The organism is Buttiauxella selenatireducens, assembly GCF_031432975.1.
In the GTDB taxonomy this organism is placed as follows: domain Bacteria; phylum Pseudomonadota; class Gammaproteobacteria; order Enterobacterales; family Enterobacteriaceae; genus Buttiauxella; species Buttiauxella selenatireducens.
In genome coordinates this window covers 4,271,638-4,291,818 of the sequence record NZ_CP133838.1, presented here as the reverse complement: position 1 = coordinate 4,291,818, position 20,181 = coordinate 4,271,638, and the positions used below count along the sequence as shown (strand labels likewise).

At 49.3% G+C, this 20,181-nt stretch carries 16 protein-coding genes; all 16 read left to right on the top strand.

All coding sequences use genetic code 11. The features are described 5' to 3' along the window. The first annotated feature begins 93 nt into the window (after window positions 1-93). On the top strand, window positions 94-819 hold the full coding sequence (gene pyrH / locus RHD99_RS19720; protein ID WP_183272831.1) for a UMP kinase: 726 nt from the start codon (window positions 94-96) through the stop codon (window positions 817-819). A gap of 172 nt (window positions 820-991) precedes the next feature. Further along, on the top strand, window positions 992-1,549 hold the full coding sequence (gene frr / locus RHD99_RS19715; RefSeq protein ID WP_309876079.1) for a ribosome recycling factor: 558 nt from the start codon (window positions 992-994) through the stop codon (window positions 1,547-1,549). Window positions 1,550-1,680: 131 nt separating this feature from the next. Further along, window positions 1,681-2,880 (top strand): 1-deoxy-D-xylulose-5-phosphate reductoisomerase, encoded by a 1,200-nt coding sequence (gene ispC, locus RHD99_RS19710; RefSeq protein ID WP_309876078.1) that lies wholly within the window; start codon window positions 1,681-1,683, stop codon window positions 2,878-2,880. Window positions 2,881-3,066: 186 nt separating this feature from the next. Next, window positions 3,067-3,819 carry a (2E,6E)-farnesyl-diphosphate-specific ditrans,polycis-undecaprenyl-diphosphate synthase gene (gene ispU / locus RHD99_RS19705; protein ID WP_183272834.1) on the top strand — a complete coding sequence of 251 codons (753 nt, stop codon included), beginning with the start codon at window positions 3,067-3,069 and terminating at the stop codon, window positions 3,817-3,819. 18 nt (window positions 3,820-3,837) lie between these two features. Continuing rightward, on the top strand, window positions 3,838-4,695 hold the full coding sequence (gene cdsA / locus RHD99_RS19700) for a phosphatidate cytidylyltransferase (RefSeq protein ID WP_309876077.1): 858 nt from the start codon (window positions 3,838-3,840) through the stop codon (window positions 4,693-4,695). A gap of 11 nt (window positions 4,696-4,706) precedes the next feature. Beyond that, window positions 4,707-6,059, top strand: a complete 1,353-nt coding sequence (gene rseP / locus RHD99_RS19695; RefSeq protein ID WP_309876076.1) for a sigma E protease regulator RseP — start codon at window positions 4,707-4,709, stop codon at window positions 6,057-6,059. A 30-nt stretch (window positions 6,060-6,089) separates the two neighbouring features. Then, window positions 6,090-8,498 carry an outer membrane protein assembly factor BamA gene (gene bamA / locus RHD99_RS19690; RefSeq protein ID WP_309876075.1) on the top strand — a complete coding sequence of 803 codons (2,409 nt, stop codon included), beginning with the start codon at window positions 6,090-6,092 and terminating at the stop codon, window positions 8,496-8,498. A 120-nt stretch (window positions 8,499-8,618) separates the two neighbouring features. After that, window positions 8,619-9,119 (top strand): molecular chaperone Skp, encoded by a 501-nt coding sequence (gene skp / locus RHD99_RS19685; RefSeq protein WP_309876074.1) that lies wholly within the window; start codon window positions 8,619-8,621, stop codon window positions 9,117-9,119. Between the two features lie 3 nt (window positions 9,120-9,122). Beyond that, on the top strand, window positions 9,123-10,148 hold the full coding sequence (gene lpxD, locus RHD99_RS19680; protein ID WP_309876072.1) for a UDP-3-O-(3-hydroxymyristoyl)glucosamine N-acyltransferase: 1,026 nt from the start codon (window positions 9,123-9,125) through the stop codon (window positions 10,146-10,148). 116 nt (window positions 10,149-10,264) lie between these two features. After that, entirely contained in the window at window positions 10,265-10,720 is a 456-nt protein-coding gene (gene fabZ / locus RHD99_RS19675) for a 3-hydroxyacyl-ACP dehydratase FabZ (protein ID WP_121264562.1), read from the top strand. A 3-nt stretch (window positions 10,721-10,723) separates the two neighbouring features. Continuing rightward, window positions 10,724-11,512 carry an acyl-ACP--UDP-N-acetylglucosamine O-acyltransferase gene (gene lpxA, locus RHD99_RS19670; RefSeq protein WP_309876071.1) on the top strand — a complete coding sequence of 263 codons (789 nt, stop codon included), beginning with the start codon at window positions 10,724-10,726 and terminating at the stop codon, window positions 11,510-11,512. Then, the gene (lpxB, locus tag RHD99_RS19665) at window positions 11,513-12,661 is read left to right on the top strand and encodes a lipid-A-disaccharide synthase (protein ID WP_309876069.1); all 1,149 of its coding nucleotides are present in this window, start codon (window positions 11,513-11,515) and stop codon (window positions 12,659-12,661) included. Beyond that, entirely contained in the window at window positions 12,658-13,254 is a 597-nt protein-coding gene (rnhB, locus tag RHD99_RS19660) for a ribonuclease HII (RefSeq protein ID WP_270140467.1), read from the top strand. The genes lpxB and rnhB overlap by 4 nt, the downstream gene beginning before the upstream one ends. Before the next feature lie 38 nt (window positions 13,255-13,292). Beyond that, entirely contained in the window at window positions 13,293-16,775 is a 3,483-nt protein-coding gene (dnaE, locus tag RHD99_RS19655) for a DNA polymerase III subunit alpha (protein WP_309876067.1), read from the top strand. Window positions 16,776-16,787: 12 nt separating this feature from the next. Then, window positions 16,788-17,747: an acetyl-CoA carboxylase carboxyl transferase subunit alpha gene (gene accA / locus RHD99_RS19650; RefSeq protein ID WP_183272844.1), complete on the top strand. Its 960-nt coding sequence runs from the start codon at window positions 16,788-16,790 to the stop codon at window positions 17,745-17,747. A gap of 275 nt (window positions 17,748-18,022) precedes the next feature. Then, window positions 18,023-20,164 (top strand): lysine decarboxylase LdcC, encoded by a 2,142-nt coding sequence (locus tag RHD99_RS19645; protein ID WP_309879220.1) that lies wholly within the window; start codon window positions 18,023-18,025, stop codon window positions 20,162-20,164. Window positions 20,165-20,181 lie beyond the last annotated feature (17 nt).

Sequence of the window (20,181 nt, the reverse complement as noted above, 5' to 3'; positions counted from 1 at the left end):
ATCAGTCTGCTCTGATACAGAACTTGCTGATATGCGACACAATGTCGCCTGAATTAACCATCCCCATTCGTTGACTGTTCCCAGGAAAGAATCATGGCTACCAATGCAAAACCTGTCTACAAACGCATTCTGCTCAAGCTAAGCGGCGAAGCTCTGCAAGGTACCGAAGGCTTCGGTATTGATGCTAGCATCCTTGATCGTATGGCTCAGGAAATTAAAGAGCTGGTTGAATTGGGCATTCAGGTCGGGGTGGTGATTGGTGGTGGCAACTTATTCCGCGGTGCAGGTCTTGCGAAAGCAGGCATGAACCGTGTTGTGGGCGACCACATGGGCATGCTGGCTACCGTCATGAACGGCCTGGCAATGCGTGATGCTCTCCATCGCGCCTATGTGAACGCTCGCCTGATGTCCGCTATTCCATTGAATGGCGTGTGCGATAACTACAGCTGGGCAGAAGCAATCAGCTTGCTGCGAAATAACCGCGTAGTTATCCTGGCTGCTGGTACGGGTAACCCGTTCTTCACCACAGATTCCGCAGCGTGCCTGCGCGGGATTGAAATCGAAGCCGACGTCGTATTAAAAGCTACTAAAGTTGATGGTGTATTTACTGCCGATCCGGTGAAAGATCCTACCGCAACGCTTTATGAGCAACTGACTTACACTGAAGTGCTGGATAAAGAGCTGAAAGTAATGGATCTGGCAGCGTTTACCCTGGCTCGCGACCACAAATTGCCAATTCGTGTTTTCAACATGAACAAGCCTGGTGCATTACGTCGTGTGGTTATGGGTGAAAAAGAAGGCACATTAATCACTGATTAATTTCAGTCGATGCTTAATCAGGGTAATATTCAGTTTCAAATACTCTGAACAGTTTGAGTAACAGGCAACCCCAACGGGCGCCATGAATAAACAGGGCTATACTTAGCTCGCAGCGTCTGCATCGCGGCGTGAAGTGTGGTCTGCCCTAAACCAGTTTTCAAGGATTCGTAACGTGATTAGCGATATTAGAAAAGATGCCGAAGTGCGTATGGAAAAATGCGTAGAAGCATTCAAAAACCAAATCGGTAAAATCCGTACTGGCCGTGCTTCTCCGTCCCTGCTGGACGGTATCATTGTTGAATATTACGGAACTCCGACCCCACTGCGCCAACTGGCAAGTGTCACGGTTGAAGATTCACGCACTCTGAAAATCAACGTGTTTGACCGTTCTTTAGGCCCAGCAGTTGAGAAAGCGATTATGGCTTCTGATCTCGGTCTGAACCCAAGTTCAGCAGGTAGCGATATTCGTGTGCCACTACCAGCGCTGACTGAAGAACGTCGTAAAGACCTGATCAAAGTTGTTCGCGGTGAAGCTGAAGGCGCTCGCGTTGCTGTACGTAACGTGCGTCGTGACGCTAACGACAAAGTCAAAAACTTGCTGAAAGATAAAGAAATCAGTGAAGATGATGATCGTCGTTCCCAGGATGACGTTCAGAAAATGACTGATGCTGCTATCAAAAAAGTAGACGCCGCCCTGGCTGAGAAAGAAACTGAATTGATGCAGTTCTAATCCGTTAATATGACGGATCAAACGCCGTACGCAGGCTGTGGCTAACGTCGCAGTTATTGTTTACGGCGTTTTGTTTTTATGCGCGTTAAACTTTTTATCTGATTTTTCATACTAAAATTCCAGAGCGTCTTATGAAGCAACTGACCATTCTTGGCTCTACCGGATCTATCGGTACCAGTACCCTTAGCGTTGTTCGTCATAATCCTGATAAGTTTTCCGTCACGGCATTGGTTGCCGGGAAAAATGTCGCACGAATGGCTGAGCAATGCCTGGAGTTCAAGCCTCGTTGGGCAGTGATGGATGACGAAGTGTCTGCCGGGGAATTGCGTCGTCTGCTGAAAGAGCAGGGGAGTCCCACCGAAGTCCTCGCAGGGCAGCATGCGGCTTGTGAAATGGCGGCGCTGGATGAAGTTAATCAGGTAATGGCAGCGATTGTGGGGGCTGCTGGGCTGTTGCCTACACTTGCGGCTATTGCTGCAGGTAAGCAGGTTCTACTGGCAAACAAAGAGTCATTAGTCACCTGTGGGCGTCTTTTTATGGATGCCGTCCAGCGAAGTCACGCTCAGTTGCTGCCTATCGACAGTGAACACAACGCGATTTTTCAGAGTTTACCAGAATCCATCCAACAGAATCTTGGGTACGCTGAACTTGAGAGTAATGGCGTTTCGTCCATTATCCTTACTGGGTCAGGTGGCCCTTTTCGTGAGACCGCATTAGGTGATTTGGCGGCGATGACGCCTGACCAGGCATGTAGTCATCCGAACTGGTCGATGGGGCGTAAAATCTCTGTCGATTCAGCCACTATGATGAATAAAGGTCTCGAATATATTGAAGCTCGCTGGCTATTCAATGCTTCAGCGAAGCAAATGGAAGTCCTGATACATCCGCAATCGGTTATCCATTCGATGGTTCGCTACCGTGATGGGAGCGTGCTGGCACAGTTAGGCGCCCCAGATATGCGGACGCCAATCGCACATGCAATGGCGTTTCCAGAGCGAGTGGTATCAGGTGTTGAGCCGCTCGATTTTTGTAAAATTGGCACTTTCACGTTTATGGAACCAGACTATGATCGCTATCCGTGTCTGAAATTAGCGATGGATGCATTTGAGCAGGGGCAGGCCGCAACCACCGTATTGAATGCGGCGAATGAAGTGGTTGTTGAAGCCTTCTTACGCGAACAACTGCGATTCACAGAGATTGCCGCCCTGAATAGAGCCGTATTGGAAAGTGTTGATTTGACGGAGCCAAAGAGTGTTGACGATGTGATTACTGTGGATGCGAAAGCGCGCGAGGTTGCCCGAAATCTGGTGACACGTATTGCGTCCCGATGATTATTTATTCAGCCGATGTACCTCCATTTGTTAGCTTTGTGCTTCAGTGATATAGTCTGCGCCATCTTTTGGTCGAAAATTTCTGACTGAACGATAGGTAAGCCGTGTTATAGCACGGCTTTTTTATGTAGAAGCTGAAATCATTCTGAGTACCGCTTAGTCCTTATCTGGGAATAATTACGTCTTATGTTGTCTGCAAACCAACAATTAAGCGAATCACAATCTGACCATGGCGCTCGTCATGTTGCCATCATTATGGACGGTAACGGACGCTGGGCTAAACGACAGGGGAAGATGAGGATTTCTGGCCATAAAGCGGGTGCGAAATCTGTACGCCGAGCTGTAAGTTTTGCAGCAAATAACGGTATTGATGCGCTTACACTTTATGCCTTCAGTAGTGAAAACTGGAATCGCCCGGCTCAAGAAGTCAGCGCGTTGATGGAATTATTTGTGTGGGCTTTAGACAGTGAAGTCAAAAGTTTACATCGTCACAATGTCCGTCTACGAATTATTGGTGATACCAGTCGATTCAATGCTCGCCTGCAAGAACGTATTAACAAAGCCGAAGCTCTTACCAGTACCAATACCGGTTTGACTCTCAATATCGCCGCGAATTATGGTGGACGTTGGGATATTATTCAGGGAGTGCGGCATCTTGCCGAACAGGTACAGGAAGGCTTATTGCGTCCAGACCAGATTGATGAAGAGATGCTAAGTCAGCAAATCTGCATGAATGAACTGGCTCCCGTAGATTTAGTAATTAGGACAGGGGGAGAGCATCGTATCAGTAACTTTCTGATTTGGCAGATTGCCTATGCAGAACTTTATTTCACAGATGTTCTTTGGCCTGATTTCGATGAACAAGACTTTGAAGGTGCACTACATGCTTTTGCAAATCGAGAGCGTCGTTTTGGCGGCACGGCACCTGGTGGTGAGTAAGCCTGTTGGGGGTCACCTTTGCTGAAGTATCGTCTGCTTTCTGCGTTTATTTTAATCCCGGTGGTTATAGCCGCGTTATTTTGGCTCCCACCTGTAGGATTTGCTATTACCACCCTGGTGGTCTGTATGCTCGCCGCCTGGGAATGGGGACAACTGGCAGGCTTTAAAGCGCGTTCACAACGTGTATGGCTTGCTGTGCTGTGCGGTCTGTTATTGGCTCTAATGTTGTTTGCATTGCCTGAATACCAGCGTACGGTTCACATACCGCTGATTGAGGCCTCACTCTGGGCATCACTTGCCTGGTGGTTTGCTGCATTGCTACTGGTGTTGTTCTATCCAGGCTCTGCATCTATCTGGCGCAATTCAAAAACACTGCGTCTGGTATTTGGCGTGTTGACGATCGTGCCGTTTTTCTGGGGCATGATTGTACTGCGTAACTGGCATTACGATATCAACCATTACACCGGCTCAATTTGGTTGTTGTATGTGATGGTTCTGGTCTGGGGTGCGGATTCCGGCGCGTATATGTTTGGCAAAATGTTTGGTAAACATAAACTGGCTCCGAAAGTTTCACCGGGCAAAACATGGCAGGGTTTCTTTGGTGGATTGTTCACTTCTGCGATTATCTCCTTGCTGTTTGGCATGTGGGCGAATCTGGAAGTGGCTCCGGCTATCCTGTTGACCTGTTCGGTCGTCGCTGCGCTGGCTTCAGTGCTGGGCGATTTAACTGAAAGCATGTTCAAGCGTGAAGCAGGGATTAAAGATAGCGGTCACTTGATCCCCGGTCATGGTGGTATCCTTGACCGCATTGATAGCCTCACAGCAGCAGTACCGGTCTTTGCCTGTCTGTTATTGCTGGTATTCAGGACGATTTAACGGAAGGTTATATGCTGAGCTTACTCTGGAATTTGGCTGCATTTATCGTTGCACTGGGTGTGTTAATTACCGTGCATGAGTTCGGCCATTTTTGGGTTGCTCGCCGCTGTGGTGTTAAAGTTGAGCGCTTTTCCATTGGTTTTGGTAAAGCGCTCTGGCGTCGTACCGATCGTCACGGCACCGAATTCGTCATTGCCCTGATTCCTCTGGGCGGCTACGTTAAAATGCTGGATGAACGTGTTGAGCCGGTGAGTCCGGAACTACGCCATTATGCTTTTAATAACAAAACCGTTTCTCAACGAGCCGCAATTATTGCGGCCGGTCCGATTGCCAACTTTATCTTCGCTGTGTTTGCCTACTGGCTGGTATTTATTATCGGTGTCCCTGGTGTTCGGCCCGTTGTTGGTGAAGTAATGCCCAACTCGATAGCGGCAGAAGCACAAATTGCACCAGGAATGGAACTTAAAGCGATTGACGGCATCGAAACGCCTGATTGGGAATCAGTTCAACTCGAGCTGATGGCGAAAATTGGCAATGACAGCACGAAGGTGACATTGGCTCCTCTGGGGTCAAATTTACGTACTGAGAAAACGCTGAATTTGCGCCACTGGCAGTTTGAACCAGAAAAGCAGGATCCGGTTTCGTCCTTGGGCATCGGGCCTCGCCGTCCACAAATTGAAACGGTATTACAAGAAGTGCAGCCAGATTCCGCAGCGAACAAAGCGGGTTTGCAAGCTGGAGACAGGATCGTTAAAGTCAGCGGTGCGGCACTCACTCAGTGGACAGAATTTGTTAGTCAGGTGCGTGACAATCCAGGTCACCCACTGGAGCTAGAAATAGAAAGACAAGGGGCGCTCTTGTCTTTAACGCTGATACCGGATACAAAACCGGGTAAAGCAAAGGCTGAAGGGTTTGCGGGTGTGGTACCAAAGGTTATCCCGCTACCGGATGAGTATAAAACAGTACGCCAGTATGGGCCGTTTGCTGCTGTTGCGGAAGCCACGGATAAAACCTGGCAACTGATGAAGCTTACGGTCAACATGCTGGGGAAATTAATAACCGGTGACATCAAGCTGAATAACCTCAGTGGGCCAATTTCCATAGCTCAAGGTGCAGGTATGTCAGCGGAATCTGGGTTGATTTACTATCTGATGTTCCTGGCGCTAATTAGCGTCAATCTGGGGATTATCAACCTGTTTCCGTTACCCGTCCTGGACGGGGGGCATCTGCTCTTTTTGGCGATTGAAAAGCTGAAGGGTGGGCCGGTTTCCGAGCGAGTTCAAGACTTTAGTTACCGCATTGGCTCTATATTGCTGGTGCTGTTGATGGGGCTTGCACTTTTCAATGATTTCTCTCGGTTTTAGAGAGTAGGTTAGGAAGAACGCATAACAACGATGGCGATGAAAAAGTTGCTCATAGCGTCGCTGCTGTTTAGCAGCGCCACCGTATACGGTGCAGACGGGTTCGTGGTGAAGGACATTCATTTCGAAGGCCTGCAGCGAGTCGCCGTCGGTGCGGCCCTCCTCAGCATGCCGGTTCGTGTAGGCGACACCGTCTCTGACGAGGATATCAGTAATACTATCCGTTCACTTTTCGCTACCGGGAACTTCGAAGATGTTCGGGTACTGCGTGATGGTGAAACGTTGGTTGTTCAGGTGAAAGAACGCCCGACAATCGCAAGTATTACTTTCTCTGGTAACAAGTCCGTGAAGGACGACATGCTTAAACAGAACCTTGAGGCTTCTGGCGTGCGTGTTGGCGAATCACTGGACAGAACAACTCTGGCTGATATCGAAAAAGGGCTGGAAGATTTCTATTACAGCGTTGGTAAGTACAGTGCCAGCGTGAAAGCCGTTGTTACGCCACTGCCGCGTAACCGTGTTGACCTGAAACTGGTATTCCAGGAAGGCGTTTCGGCCAAAATTCAGCAAATCAACATCGTAGGCAACCATGCGTTTACGACTGACGAACTTATTTCGCATTTCCAACTGCGTGATGAAGTGCCGTGGTGGAACGTGGTGGGCGATCGTAAATATCAGAAGCAGAAGCTTGCCGGTGATCTCGAAACTTTGCGCAGTTACTACCTTGATCGTGGTTACGCGCGCTTTAACATCGATTCCACACAGGTCAGCCTGACGCCTGATAAGAAAAGCATTTACGTTACCATCAACGTGACCGAAGGCGAGCAGTACAAGATTGCTGGTGTGACGGTAAGTGGTAACCTGGCTGGACACTCAGCGGAAATTGAGACGCTGACTAAACTTAAGCCGGGCGAGCTGTATAACGGTACTAAAGTGACCAAAATGGAAGACGACATCAAGAAATTGTTGGGTCGTTATGGTTACGCCTATCCGCGTGTGCAAACACAGCCAGAAATCAATGATGCAGATAAGACAGTTAAACTGCATGTAAACGTTGATTCCGGAAACCGTTACTACGTACGTAAAATTCGCTTTGAAGGCAACGACACCAGTAAAGATTCTGTCCTGCGTCGCGAAATGCGCCAAATGGAAGGAACCTGGCTGGGCAGTGATCTTGTCGACTCAGGCAAAGATCGTCTGAATCGTCTTGGATACTTCGAAACCGTCGATGTCGACACGCAGCGTGTTTCAGGTAGCCCTGATCAGGTTGATGTGGTGTACAAAGTTAAAGAGCGTAATACCGGTAGCTTCAACTTCGGTATTGGCTACGGTACTGAAAGTGGTATCAGCTTCCAGGTCGGTGTCCAGCAGGATAACTGGTTAGGTACGGGTTACTCTGTTGGTATCAACGGTACCAAAAACGATTATCAGACATATGCTGAATTGTCGTTAACCGATCCATACTTTACAGTTGACGGTGTGAGCCTTGGCGGTCGTGTCTTCTATAACGACTTTAAAGCAGATGACGCGGATCTTTCCGACTACACCAACAAAAGTTACGGTGTAGATGGAACTCTTGGCTTCCCGGTTAATGAAAACAACACGTTGCGTTTGGGTATGGGTTATGTGCATAACGACCTGTCCAACATGCAACCGCAGGTTGCGATGTGGCGTTATCTGGACTCCATGGGTCAAACAACGGGTACAACGTCGACTGACAATGGCTTCGCGGCAGATGACTTCACGCTAAACTACGGTTGGACATATAACAAACTTGACCGTGGTTACTTCCCAACCGAAGGCTCGCGTGTAAACCTTAACGGTAAAGTGACCGTACCAGGCTCTGACAACGAGTTCTACAAAGTGACGCTGGATACGGCAAGCTACTTCCCAATTGATGATGATCATACCTGGGTTATGTTAGGTCGTACTCGTATTGGTTACGGTGATGGTTTGAGCGGCAAAGAAATGCCGTTCTATGAAAACTTCTATGCCGGTGGTTCCAGTACGGTGCGTGGCTTCCAGTCCAACAACATTGGTCCGAAAGCGGTCTATATTGGTGGCCCAGGTAATGATAACTGTGACCAGGCTGGTGGGGTTTGCTCATCCGACGATGCAGTCGGTGGTAACGCAATGGCCGTGGCAAGTTTAGAACTTATCACGCCAACGCCATTCCTGAGCGAGAAGTACGCGAACTCAGTTCGTACATCGCTGTTCATGGATATGGGTACCGTTTGGGATACAAATTGGGACAATGAGAAATATGGTGCGGATGGGATTCCTGATTATAGTGACCCAAGCAACATTCGTATGTCAGCAGGTATTGCATTGCAATGGATGTCACCGTTAGGGCCGTTGGTCTTCTCTTATGCCCAACCGTTCAAGAAATATGAAGGTGACAAAGCAGAACAGTTCCAGTTTAACATTGGTAAAACCTGGTAATTGTTTTGCGCAAAGGAATGCGGATAAGCAGTGTCGCGTTGATGCCAGTTCGCTAAATGCAGAACTGGCACGCGCAAAAAGAGTGTCTCAGGACACATACGGGATGGTAAGGAGTTAATTGTGAAAAAGTGGTTATTTGCCGCAGGTCTTGGCATCGCTATGGCTGCATCAGCCAGTGTTCAGGCTGCAGACAGCATTGCTGTAGTAAACATGGGTAATCTGTTCCAACAGGTTGCACAGAGCACCGGTGTGTCCAAAACTTTGGAAAACGAGTTTAAAGGCCGCGCGAGCGAATTGCAGAATATGGAAGGCGATCTGCAATCCAAAATGCAAAAGCTGCAACGTGATGGTTCTACCATGAAAGCTGCTGACCGCAGCAAAGCGGAAAAAGACCTGATGGCTCAACGTCAGGCGTTCCAGACTAAAGCGCAAGCTTTTGAGCAGGATCGTCAACGTCGTTCTAATGAAGAACGTGGCAAACTGGTTACTCGTATTCAGAGCGCAGTGAAGAAAGTTGCTGACGACAAAGGTTACGATGTCGTGCTGGATACTAACACCGTTGCTTATGCAGGCAGCAGTGTAAAAGATATCACTTCAGATGTTCTGAAACAGGTTAAATAAGTAATGTCTTCAATTCGACTGGCTGATTTAGCCCAGCAGTTGGATGCAGAATTGCACGGTGATGGCGAACTCGTCATCACCGGCGTTGCATCTATGCAAACGGCCCAGGCTGGCCAAATTACGTTCATGGTTAACCCTCGTTATCGTGAGCAATTGGCTGTTTGCCAGGCTTCTGCCGTCGTTATGACTGAAGCCGATCTTCCTTTCGCACATAGCGCAGCCCTGGTAGTGAAGAATCCCTACCTGACTTATGCTCGCATGGCGCAAATTCTTGATTCAACGCCGCAACCTGCACAAAACATCGCACCAAGCGCGGTTGTTGATGCTACTGCGACGTTGGGTAAAAACGTTGCTATTGGCGCTAACGCGGTTATCGAATCTGGCGTAGTGCTGGGTGATAACGTCGTGATTGGCCCAGGCTGCTTCGTGGGTAAAAACACCAGCATTGGTGCGGGCACTCGCCTGTGGGCAAATGTGTCGATTTACCACGAAATTCAGATGGGTGAACAGTGCCTGGTTCAGTCCGGTACCGTCATTGGTTCTGATGGTTTTGGCTACGCTAACGATCGCGGAAACTGGGTGAAGATCCCTCAGCTTGGCCGAGTGATCATTGGCGATCGTGTTGAAATTGGTGCATGTACAACAATTGACCGTGGTGCACTGGACGACACGATTATTGGCAATGGTGTTATCATTGATAATCAATGCCAGATTGCACATAACGTTGTGATTGGCGACAATACTGCTGTTGCTGGCGGTGTGATCATGGCAGGCAGCCTGAAAATTGGCCGTTACTGCATGATTGGCGGTGCCAGTGTTATCAATGGCCATATGGAAATCTGCGATAAAGTCACCGTGACTGGAATGGGCATGGTTATGCGCCCTATTACAGAACCAGGGGTATATTCCTCGGGTATTCCATTACAGCCGAACAAAGTGTGGCGCAAAACAGCCGCGTTGGTGATGAATATTGACGAGATCAGCAAACGCTTGAAATCCGTTGAGAAAAAAATCAATCAACAAGACTAAAAGTCACCCGCCCAAGACGCGTTAGTGCTTACTGATTTGCGGCCTGCTAGCTATCCTGAGATAGTCGCAGGCCGTGTTATTATTGTCATTTGGTACATTTAGACAGGAAGAGTATCTTGACTACCGACACTCATACTCTGCACATCGAAGAGATTTTAGAGCTTCTGCCGCACCGTTACCCGTTCTTACTGGTAGACCGCGTGCTGGATTTTGAAGAAGGCCGTTTTTTACGTGCAGTAAAAAATGTCTCAGTAAACGAGCCGTTTTTCCAGGGCCACTTCCCTGGTAAACCGATTTTCCCAGGTGTTTTGATTCTTGAAGCGATGGCGCAAGCCACCGGTATTCTTGCGTTTAAAAGCGTAGGCAAACTGGAACCTGGTGAGCTTTATTACTTTGCTGGTATCGATGAAGCGCGCTTCAAACGCCCAGTTGTGCCTGGTGACCAGATGGTCATGGAAGTTACTTTCGAGAAAACCCGCCGTGGTCTGACGCGCTTCAAAGGCGTGGCAACTGTTGACGGTAAAATTGTCTGCGAAGCAACGATGATGTGTGCCCGCAGCCGGGAGAGTTAATACGTGATTGATAAATCCGCCTTTATTCATCCATCCGCCATTGTGGAAGACGGTGCCGTCATTGGTGCTAACGTCCATATTGGTCCGTTTTGTATTGTTGGTCCGCATGTTGTGATAGGTGACGGTACCGTTCTGAAATCTCATGTTGTGGTAAATGGTCATACGACTATTGGCCGTGATAACGAGATTTATCAGTTCGCATCCATTGGTGAAGTTAACCAAGATCTTAAATATGCTGGTGAACCGACTCGTGTGGAGATTGGCGATCGCAACCGCATTCGCGAAAGCGTCACCATCCATCGTGGAACAGAACAGGGCGGTGGTTTGACGAAGGTGGGCAGTGATAACTTACTGATGATTAACGCCCATGTGGCGCATGATTGCACGGTTGGTAATCGCTGTATCCTCGCAAATAACGCGACACTTGCTGGCCATGTTTCCGTTGATGATTTCGCAATTATCGGCGGCATGACCGCGGTTCACCAGTTCTGTATTATTGGTGCGCACGTGATGGTAGGTGGCTGTTCCGGTGTGGCACAAGATGTTCCGCCATATGTTATTGCGCAGGGCAACCACGCGACGCCGTTTGGCGTTAATATCGAAGGGCTCAAACGCCGTGGTTTCAGTAGAGAAGCAATCCATGCGGTTCGTAACGCGTATAAAATTCTCTACCGCAGTGGGAAAACCTTCGAAGAAGCTAAGCCAGAAATTGCTCAAATTGCCGAGCAACATCCTGAAGTGAACGCATTTGTTGAATTCTTTGCTCGTTCAACGCGTGGTCTGATTCGCTAAATGAAACCTGGTCGTCCGCTTACGATTGCCCTGGTCGCCGGAGAAACTTCCGGCGATATTCTTGGTGCAGGTCTGATTCGAGCTTTAAAAGCTCGGGTTCCTGATGCTCGCTTTGTGGGTGTCGCTGGGCCATTGATGCAAGCCGAAGGCTGCGAAGCCTGGTATGAGATGGAAGAACTGGCTGTGATGGGTATTGTTGAAGTACTCGGGCGTCTGCGTCGATTACTCCATATTCGTGCCGATCTGACGCGCCGTTTTACTGAATTGCAGCCAGATGTTTTTGTCGGTATCGATGCGCCGGACTTTAACATCACACTGGAAGGCAATCTCAAAAAACAAGGTATTCGCACCATTCATTACGTCAGTCCCTCCGTTTGGGCGTGGCGCCAAAAACGTGTTTTCAAAATCGGCAGAGCAACGGATTTAGTGCTCGCATTTCTGCCTTTCGAAAAAGCGTTTTACGATAAGTTTAACGTCCCGTGCCGCTTTATCGGTCATACCATGGCTGATGCCATGCCACTCGATCCCGATAAAAATGCCGCACGCGCGACTTTAGGTATTTCCCCTGATGCTAAATGCCTGGCGTTACTTCCAGGAAGTCGTGGGGCAGAAGTTGAAATGCTCAGTGCTGATTTCCTCAAAACCGCACTTTTGCTGCGTGAACGTTTTCCTGGTCTGGAAATTGTTGTGCCGCTGGTGAACGCTAAGCGCCGCGAACAATTTGAGCGTATCAAAGCAGAAGTCGCTCCAGATCTGACTATGCATTTGCTCAATGGGCAAGGGCGTGAAGCCATGGTCGCAAGTGACGCCGCGTTACTGGCCTCCGGCACTGCGGCACTTGAGTGCATGTTGGCCAAATGCCCAATGGTCGTCGGTTATCGAATGAAGCCATTTACCTTCTGGTTGGCGAAGCGTCTGGTAAAAACTGATTATGTTTCACTGCCGAATTTGCTGGCGGGCCGTGAACTCGTAAAAGAATTGTTGCAGGAAGAGTGTGAGCCACATGCACTTGCGCAGGTACTTGCTCCGTTGCTTGAAGACGGTGCTCAAAGCCACCAAATGCACGACACCTTCCGCGAATTGCATCAGCAGATTCGTTGTAATGCCGATGAACAGGCAGCAGATGCTGTGCTGGAGCTTGCACAATGATTGAATTTATTTACCCTCATACGCATCTGGTTGCAGGTGTTGACGAAGTGGGCCGTGGCCCGTTAGTTGGCGCGGTTGTCACTGCTGCGGTGATTCTTGATCCTCTCAATCCCATTGTCGGTCTGGCTGATTCTAAAAAATTATCAGAAAAACGCCGTCTGGCTCTGTATGACGAAATTACAGAAAAAGCGCTGGCCTGGAGTCTTGGCCGTGCTGAGCCGGAAGAGATTGATCAATTAAACATATTGCATGCCACCATGCTAGCGATGCAACGTGCCGTAGCTGGCCTTGCGGTGGTACCTGAATATGTGCTGATTGATGGTAACCGCTGCCCGGCGCTACCGATGCCTTCACTGGCGGTAGTTAAAGGCGACAGCCGGGTTGCAGAAATTAGCGCGGCGTCAATAATTGCCAAAGTGACGCGCGATCGTGAAATGACAGAGCTTGATCTCTGTTATCCGCAATACGGTTTTGCCCAACACAAGGGTTACCCTACCGCTTTTCATCTGGAAAAGTTGGCAGAGCATGGTGCTACTGAACATCATCGTCGTAGTTTTGCTCCGGTCAAACGCGCTCTCGGACTGGCGTCCTGATTTGCGGACGTACGTTACACATCTAAACGGAATGAGAAATGGCTGAACCACGTTTCGTACACCTTCGGGTGCACAGCGACTACTCTATGGTTGATGGCCTGGCAAAAACCGCTCCGCTGGTGAAGAAAGCCGCGGCGATGGGGATGCCAGCAATCGCTATCACCGATTTTACGAACCTTTGCGGGTTGGTGAAATTCTATGGTGCTGCTCATGGTGCAGGGCTCAAACCGATCATCGGGGCTGATTTTAACGTAGCCAATGAGTTGTTAGGTGATGAGCTCAGCCATCTAACCGTTCTCGCCAGCGATAATGCCGGCTATCAAAACCTTACCCTGCTAATTTCAAAAGCCTACCAGCGTGGGTATGGCGCTGCGGGCCCGATTGTTGACCGAAGCTGGCTTGCCGAACTCAACGAGGGGCTAATCCTGCTCTCTGGTGGGCGCATGGGGGATATTGGCAAAAACTTGTTGCGTGGAAATACGGCACAGCTTGATCAGTGCCTGGAATTTTACCAGCAGTATTTTGCCGATCGCTTCTATCTGGAGCTGATTCGTACCGGTCGTCCCGATGAAGAAAGCTATTTGCACGCTGCCGTGGCTCTTGCTGATGAACGGGGTTTGCCGGTGGTGGCGACCAACGATGTCAGGTTTATCGAAGCCACAGACTTTGATGCCCACGAAATCCGCGTTGCGATTCATGATGGCTTTACACTTGATGACCCGAAACGCCCACGCAATTACTCTTCGCAGCAATATTTGCGCACTGAAGAAGAGATGTGTGAGCTGTTTTCCGATATCCCGGAAGCGATGGAAAACAGTGTAGAAATCGCCAAGCGTTGTAATGTCACGGTACGCCTCGGCGAGTACTTCCTGCCACAATTCCCAACCGGCGAAATGTCGACAGAAGATTTCCTGGTGATGAAATCCAGGGAAGGGTTAGAAGATCGCCTGGAATTCTTATTCAAGGATCCTGAAGAACGCGCCGCAAAACGACCACCTTATGACGAACGTCTGGAAATCGAGCTTAAAGTTATCAACCAGATGGGGTTCCCAGGCTACTTCCTGATCGTAATGGAATTTATCCAGTGGTCGAAAGATAACGGCGTGCCGGTTGGGCCGGGTCGTGGTTCTGGTGCGGGTTCACTGGTCGCTTACGCACTGAAAATTACCGATCTCGATCCTTTGGAGTTTGATCTGCTTTTCGAACGCTTCCTTAACCCGGAACGTGTTTCGATGCCTGACTTCGATATCGACTTCTGTATGGAAAAACGTGACCGGGTTATCGATCACGTGGCAGAAATGTACGGGCGCGAAGCGGTATCACAGATCATCACCTTCGGTACAATGGCGGCAAAAGCGGTTATCCGCGATGTGGGTCGTGTACTGGGGCATCCTTACGGTTTTGTCGATCGTATTTCCAAACTCATCCCACCAGATCCAGGGATGACGCTTGCGAAAGCCTTTGAGGCCGAGCCGCAGCTTCCTGAAATTTATGAGGCTGACGAAGAAGTTAAAGCGCTGATCGACATGGCGCGCAAACTTGAAGGTGTGACGCGTAACGCCGGCAAACACGCCGGTGGTGTGGTCATTGCACCCACAAAAATTACCGATTTTGCACCACTTTATTGTGACGATCAGGGACAAAACCCGGTCACCCAGTTTGATAAAAACGATGTGGAATATGCAGGCCTGGTGAAGTTCGACTTCCTCGGTTTGCGTACACTGACGATCATCGACTGGGCGTTGAAGATGATTAACCCGCGTCGGGAAAAGCAGGGTTTAGAGCCGATTGATATCGCCGCTATTCCGCTCGACGACAAGAAAAGCTTCGACATGCTGCAACGCTCGGAGACCACTGCGGTTTTCCAGCTTGAATCCCGCGGCATGAAAGATCTGATTAAGCGTCTGCAGCCGGACTGCTTCGAAGATATGATCGCGTTGGTAGCACTTTTCCGTCCAGGCCCGTTGCAATCAGGCATGGTAGATAACTTTATCGACCGTAAGCATGGGCGAGAAGCGATCTCTTATCCGGATATTCAATGGCAGCATGAAAGCCTGAAACCTGTGCTGGAGCCGACCTACGGCATCATCCTGTACCAGGAACAGGTTATGCAGATTGCGCAGGTGCTGGCGGGTTATTCGCTAGGCGGCGCGGATATGTTGCGTCGTGCGATGGGTAAAAAGAACCCGGTCGAAATGGCGAAGCAACGTGGTGGTTTTGAAGATGGTGCGAAGTCTCGTGGCGTTGATGGCGAACTGGCCATTAAAATCTTTGACCTGGTAGAGAAATTTGCCGGTTATGGATTTAACAAATCTCACTCCGCAGCTTATGCGCTGGTTTCATACCAGACTCTGTGGTTAAAAGCGCACTATCCTGCAGAATTTATGGCCGCAGTAATGACTGCGGATATGGATAACACCGAGAAAATTGTTGGCCTGGTGGATGAATGCTGGCGCATGGGCCTGAAAATACTGCCACCGGATATTAACTCCGGGCTGTACCATTTCCACGTGAATGACGACGGGGAAATTGTTTACGGTATTGGCGCGATTAAAGGTGTTGGCGAAGGTCCAATCGAAGCGATAATTGAGGCGCGTAACGAAGGCGGATATTTCCGCGAATTGTTCGACCTCTGTGCGCGTGCTGACGTTAAAAAACTCAATAAACGCATCCTTGAAAAATTAGTGATGTCCGGGGCGTTTGACCGCCTTGGGCCACACCGGGCAGCACTTATGAATGCGCTGCCCGATGCGCTGAAAGCTGCTGATCAGCACGCTAAAGCCGAGGCTATCGGCCAGGTGGATATGTTTGGCGTTCTGGCAGATGAGCCGGAGCAGGTCGAACAGTCTTATGCCAGCGTAATTCCGTGGCCTGAGCAAGTGGTACTGGACGGTGAACGTGAAACGTTGGGCTTGTATCTTACCGGCCACCCGATTACCCAGTACCTGAAAGAAATTGAGCGTTATGTCGGTGGCATGCGCCTGAAAGAGATGCACCCGACAGAACGTGGTAAAATGACCACGGCTGCGGGTCTGGTGATTGCTTCGCGGGTGATGGTTACCAAGCGCGGCAATCGTATTGGCATCTGTACTCTGGATGACCGTTCTGGTCGTCTGGAAGTGATGCTATTCACAGATGCGTTAGAAAAGTACCAACATCTGTTGGAAAAAGACCGTATCCTGATCGTCAGCGGACAGGTCAGCTTTGATGACTTCAGCGGTGGCCTTAAAATGACCGCTCGCGAAGTAATGGACATTGACGAGGCCCGCGAAAAGTATGCGCGTGGGCTTGCTATCTCGCTGACGGACAGGCAAATTGATGACCAGCTTTTGAACCGTCTCCGTCAGTCTCTGGAACCCCATCGTTCGGGGACCATTCCAGTACATCTCTACTATCAGAGAGCGGATGCACGAGCGCGTTTGCGTTTTGGCGCAGCATGGCGTGTATCCCCAAGCGATCGTTTGCTCAATGAGCTTCGCACGCTGATAGGCCCGGAGCAGGTGGAACTGGAGTTTGACTAATACAGGAATATTATGAGTCTGAATTTCCTCGATTTTGAACAGCCGATTGCAGAGCTGGAAGCGAAAATTGATTCCCTGACTGCAGTTAGCCGTCAGGACGAAAAGTTAGATATTAATCTCGACGAAGAAGTGCAGCGTCTACGTGAAAAAAGCGTAGAACTCACACGTAAAATTTTCGCCGATTTAGGAGCATGGCAGATTGCTCAACTGGCGCGTCATCCGCAGCGCCCGTATACGCTTGATTACCTGCGTCTGGCTTTCGATGAGTTCGATGAGCTGGCGGGTGACCGTGCGTATGCTGACGATAAAGCTATTGTTGGCGGGATTGCGCGTTTAGAGGGTCGTCCGGTGATGGTCATTGGCCATCAGAAAGGCCGTGAAACCAAAGAGAAGATTCGCCGTAACTTCGGTATGCCAGCACCAGAAGGCTATCGTAAAGCGCTGCGTTTGATGGAAATGGCTGAGCGTTTCAATATGCCAATCATTACTTTCATCGACACCCCAGGAGCATATCCTGGCGTGGGTGCTGAAGAACGTGGTCAATCAGAGGCTATCGCTCGCAACTTACGCGAAATGTCTGGCCTGAAAGTGCCGGTCATTTGTACCGTAATTGGTGAAGGTGGTTCTGGTGGTGCGTTGGCTATTGGTGTGGGCGATAAAGTGAATATGCTGCAGTACAGCACCTATTCCGTTATCTCTCCGGAAGGCTGTGCGTCAATTCTGTGGAAAAGTGCTGACAAAGCACCTATTGCCGCAGAAGCGATGGGCATCATTGCTCCACGCCTGAAAGAACTGAAGCTTATCGACTCCGTGATTCCTGAACCACTGGGCGGTGCGCACCGTAATGTGGAAGCGATGGCGGCATCACTGAAAGCACAACTGCTGGCTGATTTGGCCGATTTGGACGTGTTGAATACCGAAGAGCTGCTGGCTCGTCGTTATCATCGTCTGATGAGCTACGGCTACGCGTGATATCCGTCGCCCTTCAAGCTACAGGGTTGTTGGCTGCTCTCATTCACCCGAATCACTTACTTTAGTAAGCTCATCGGGATTCATTCGATTGCCGCCTACCTGTATCTTGAAGATGCTTGGGTATAAATATATTGTCAAAGAAAGGTCAGAAGCAATTCTGGCCTTTTTTATTGCCTGAAATCGATACTTTAAGAAGCTTTACACCTCGACACTTGTCCTGAATGCAATTTCAATAAACTATGCTTACCTGAAGGTTTTTTGCCAGGAGGTGAGTGTTGAATATTATTGCAATCATGGGGACGCACGGCGTTTACTACAAAGACGAGCCAATCAAAGAACTGCATCAAGCACTGGAAATACAAGGTTTCCGGCTCATCTACCCCACCAACAGCACCGACTTGCTGAAACTCATCGAACATAATCCACGCATTTGTGGCGTCATTTTTGACTGGGACGAGTACAGCCAGGATTTATGCAGTGAAATTAATTCGCTGAATGAATATTTACCACTGTACGCGTTTATCAATACGCACTCATCACTTGATGTGAGCATCAACGAGATGCGCATGGCGCTGTGGTTTTTCGAATATGCGCTTAGTGTCGCCGACGATATCGCTTTGCGTATCCGTCAGTACACCGATGAATACCTGGATAACATCACTCCGCCGTTGACTAAAGCGTTATTCAACTATGTTAACGAAGGGAAATATACCTTCTGTACGCCTGGTCATATGGCGGGTACGGCCTACCAAAAAAGCCCGGTCGGCTGCCTGTTCTATGATTTCTTTGGGGCGAATACGCTTAAAGCGGATGTCTCAATTTCGGTCACTGAACTGGGTTCTCTTCTTGATCACACTGGGCCACATCTTGAAGCCGAGGAGTATATCGCGCGAACTTTTGGCGCGGAACAGAGCTACATGGTGACTAACGGTACATCGACATCGAATAAAATTGTCGGCATGTACGCAGCCCCCTCTGGCAGTACGGTTCTTATTGACCGTAACTGCCACAAATCGTTGACTCATTTGCTAATGATGAGCGACCTGGTGCCCATCTGGTTAAAGCCGACACGTAACGCATTGGGAATTTTAGGCGGCATTCCAAAGCGTGAATTTATGCGTGAGAGCATCGAAGAAAAAGTCGCTGCTACCGAAAATGCGCAGTGGCCAGTACATGCGGTAATCACTAACTCAACTTACGACGGTTTGCTATATAACACTGAATTCATTAAGCAAACGCTCGATGTTCCCTCAATACACTTTGATTCTGCTTGGGTGCCTTATACCAACTTCCATCCTATTTATCAGGGGAAAAGCGGTATGAGTGGCGATCGTGTGCCGGGGAAAGTGATTTACGAAACGCAGTCGACACATAAATTATTGGCCGCTTTGTCTCAGGCCTCGCTTATTCATATCAAAGGCGATTACGACGAACAGACTTTCAATGAGTCTTACATGATGCATACGACCACTTCGCCAAGTTATCCGCTGGTGGCATCGATTGAAACCGCGGCGGCGATGCTACGAGGGAATCCGGGTAAGCGGTTGATCAACCGTTCGGTCGAGCGTGCATTACATTTCCGCCGAGAGGTTCAACGCTTGCGCGAGGAGTCTGAGGATTGGTTCTTCGATATTTGGCAACCGGAGTTCATCGATGAAGCGGCTTGCTGGCCTATTTCACCAGGTGAAGAAGACTGGCACGGATTCAAAGATGCTGATGCTGACCACATGTACCTCGATCCAATCAAAGTCACGATTCTGACGCCGGGAATGGACGAGCAGGGCACGATGGCCGAAGAGGGGATTCCGGCGGCATTGCTCGCGAAGTTCCTCGATGAGCGCGGCGTTGTTGTCGAAAAAACCGGGCCGTACAACCTGCTATTTCTGTTCAGTATTGGCATAGACAAAACCAAAGCACTCAGTTTGCTGCGGGGTTTGACGGAGTTTAAACGCGCCTACGATCTCAATTTGCGCGTGAAAAACATGCTGCCAGACTTGTACGCAGAAGACCCTGATTTCTACCGCAACATGCGAATTCAAGATTTGGCGCAAGGTATCCATAAACTGATTAAACAGCATAATCTTTCGGACCTTATGCTGCGTGCTTTCGATGTGCTGCCTGAAATGAAAATGACGCCGTACAAGGCTTATCAGCAGCAGGTCAAAGGTAACGTTGAAACGGTCGAAATTGAACAACTGTTGAATCGTGTTTCCGCCAATATGATTCTGCCTTATCCGCCGGGAGTGCCGGTGGTGATGCCGGGAGAGATGATTACCCATGAAAGTCGTGCTGTGCTCGATTTCTTATTGATGCTTTGCTCGGTCGGGGAGCATTATCCAGGGTTCGAAACGGATATTCATGGGGCGAAACTGGGGGACGATGGCATCTATCGTGTACGAGTCCTAAAATCGTTGTAGTGTATTGATTTGCCGAT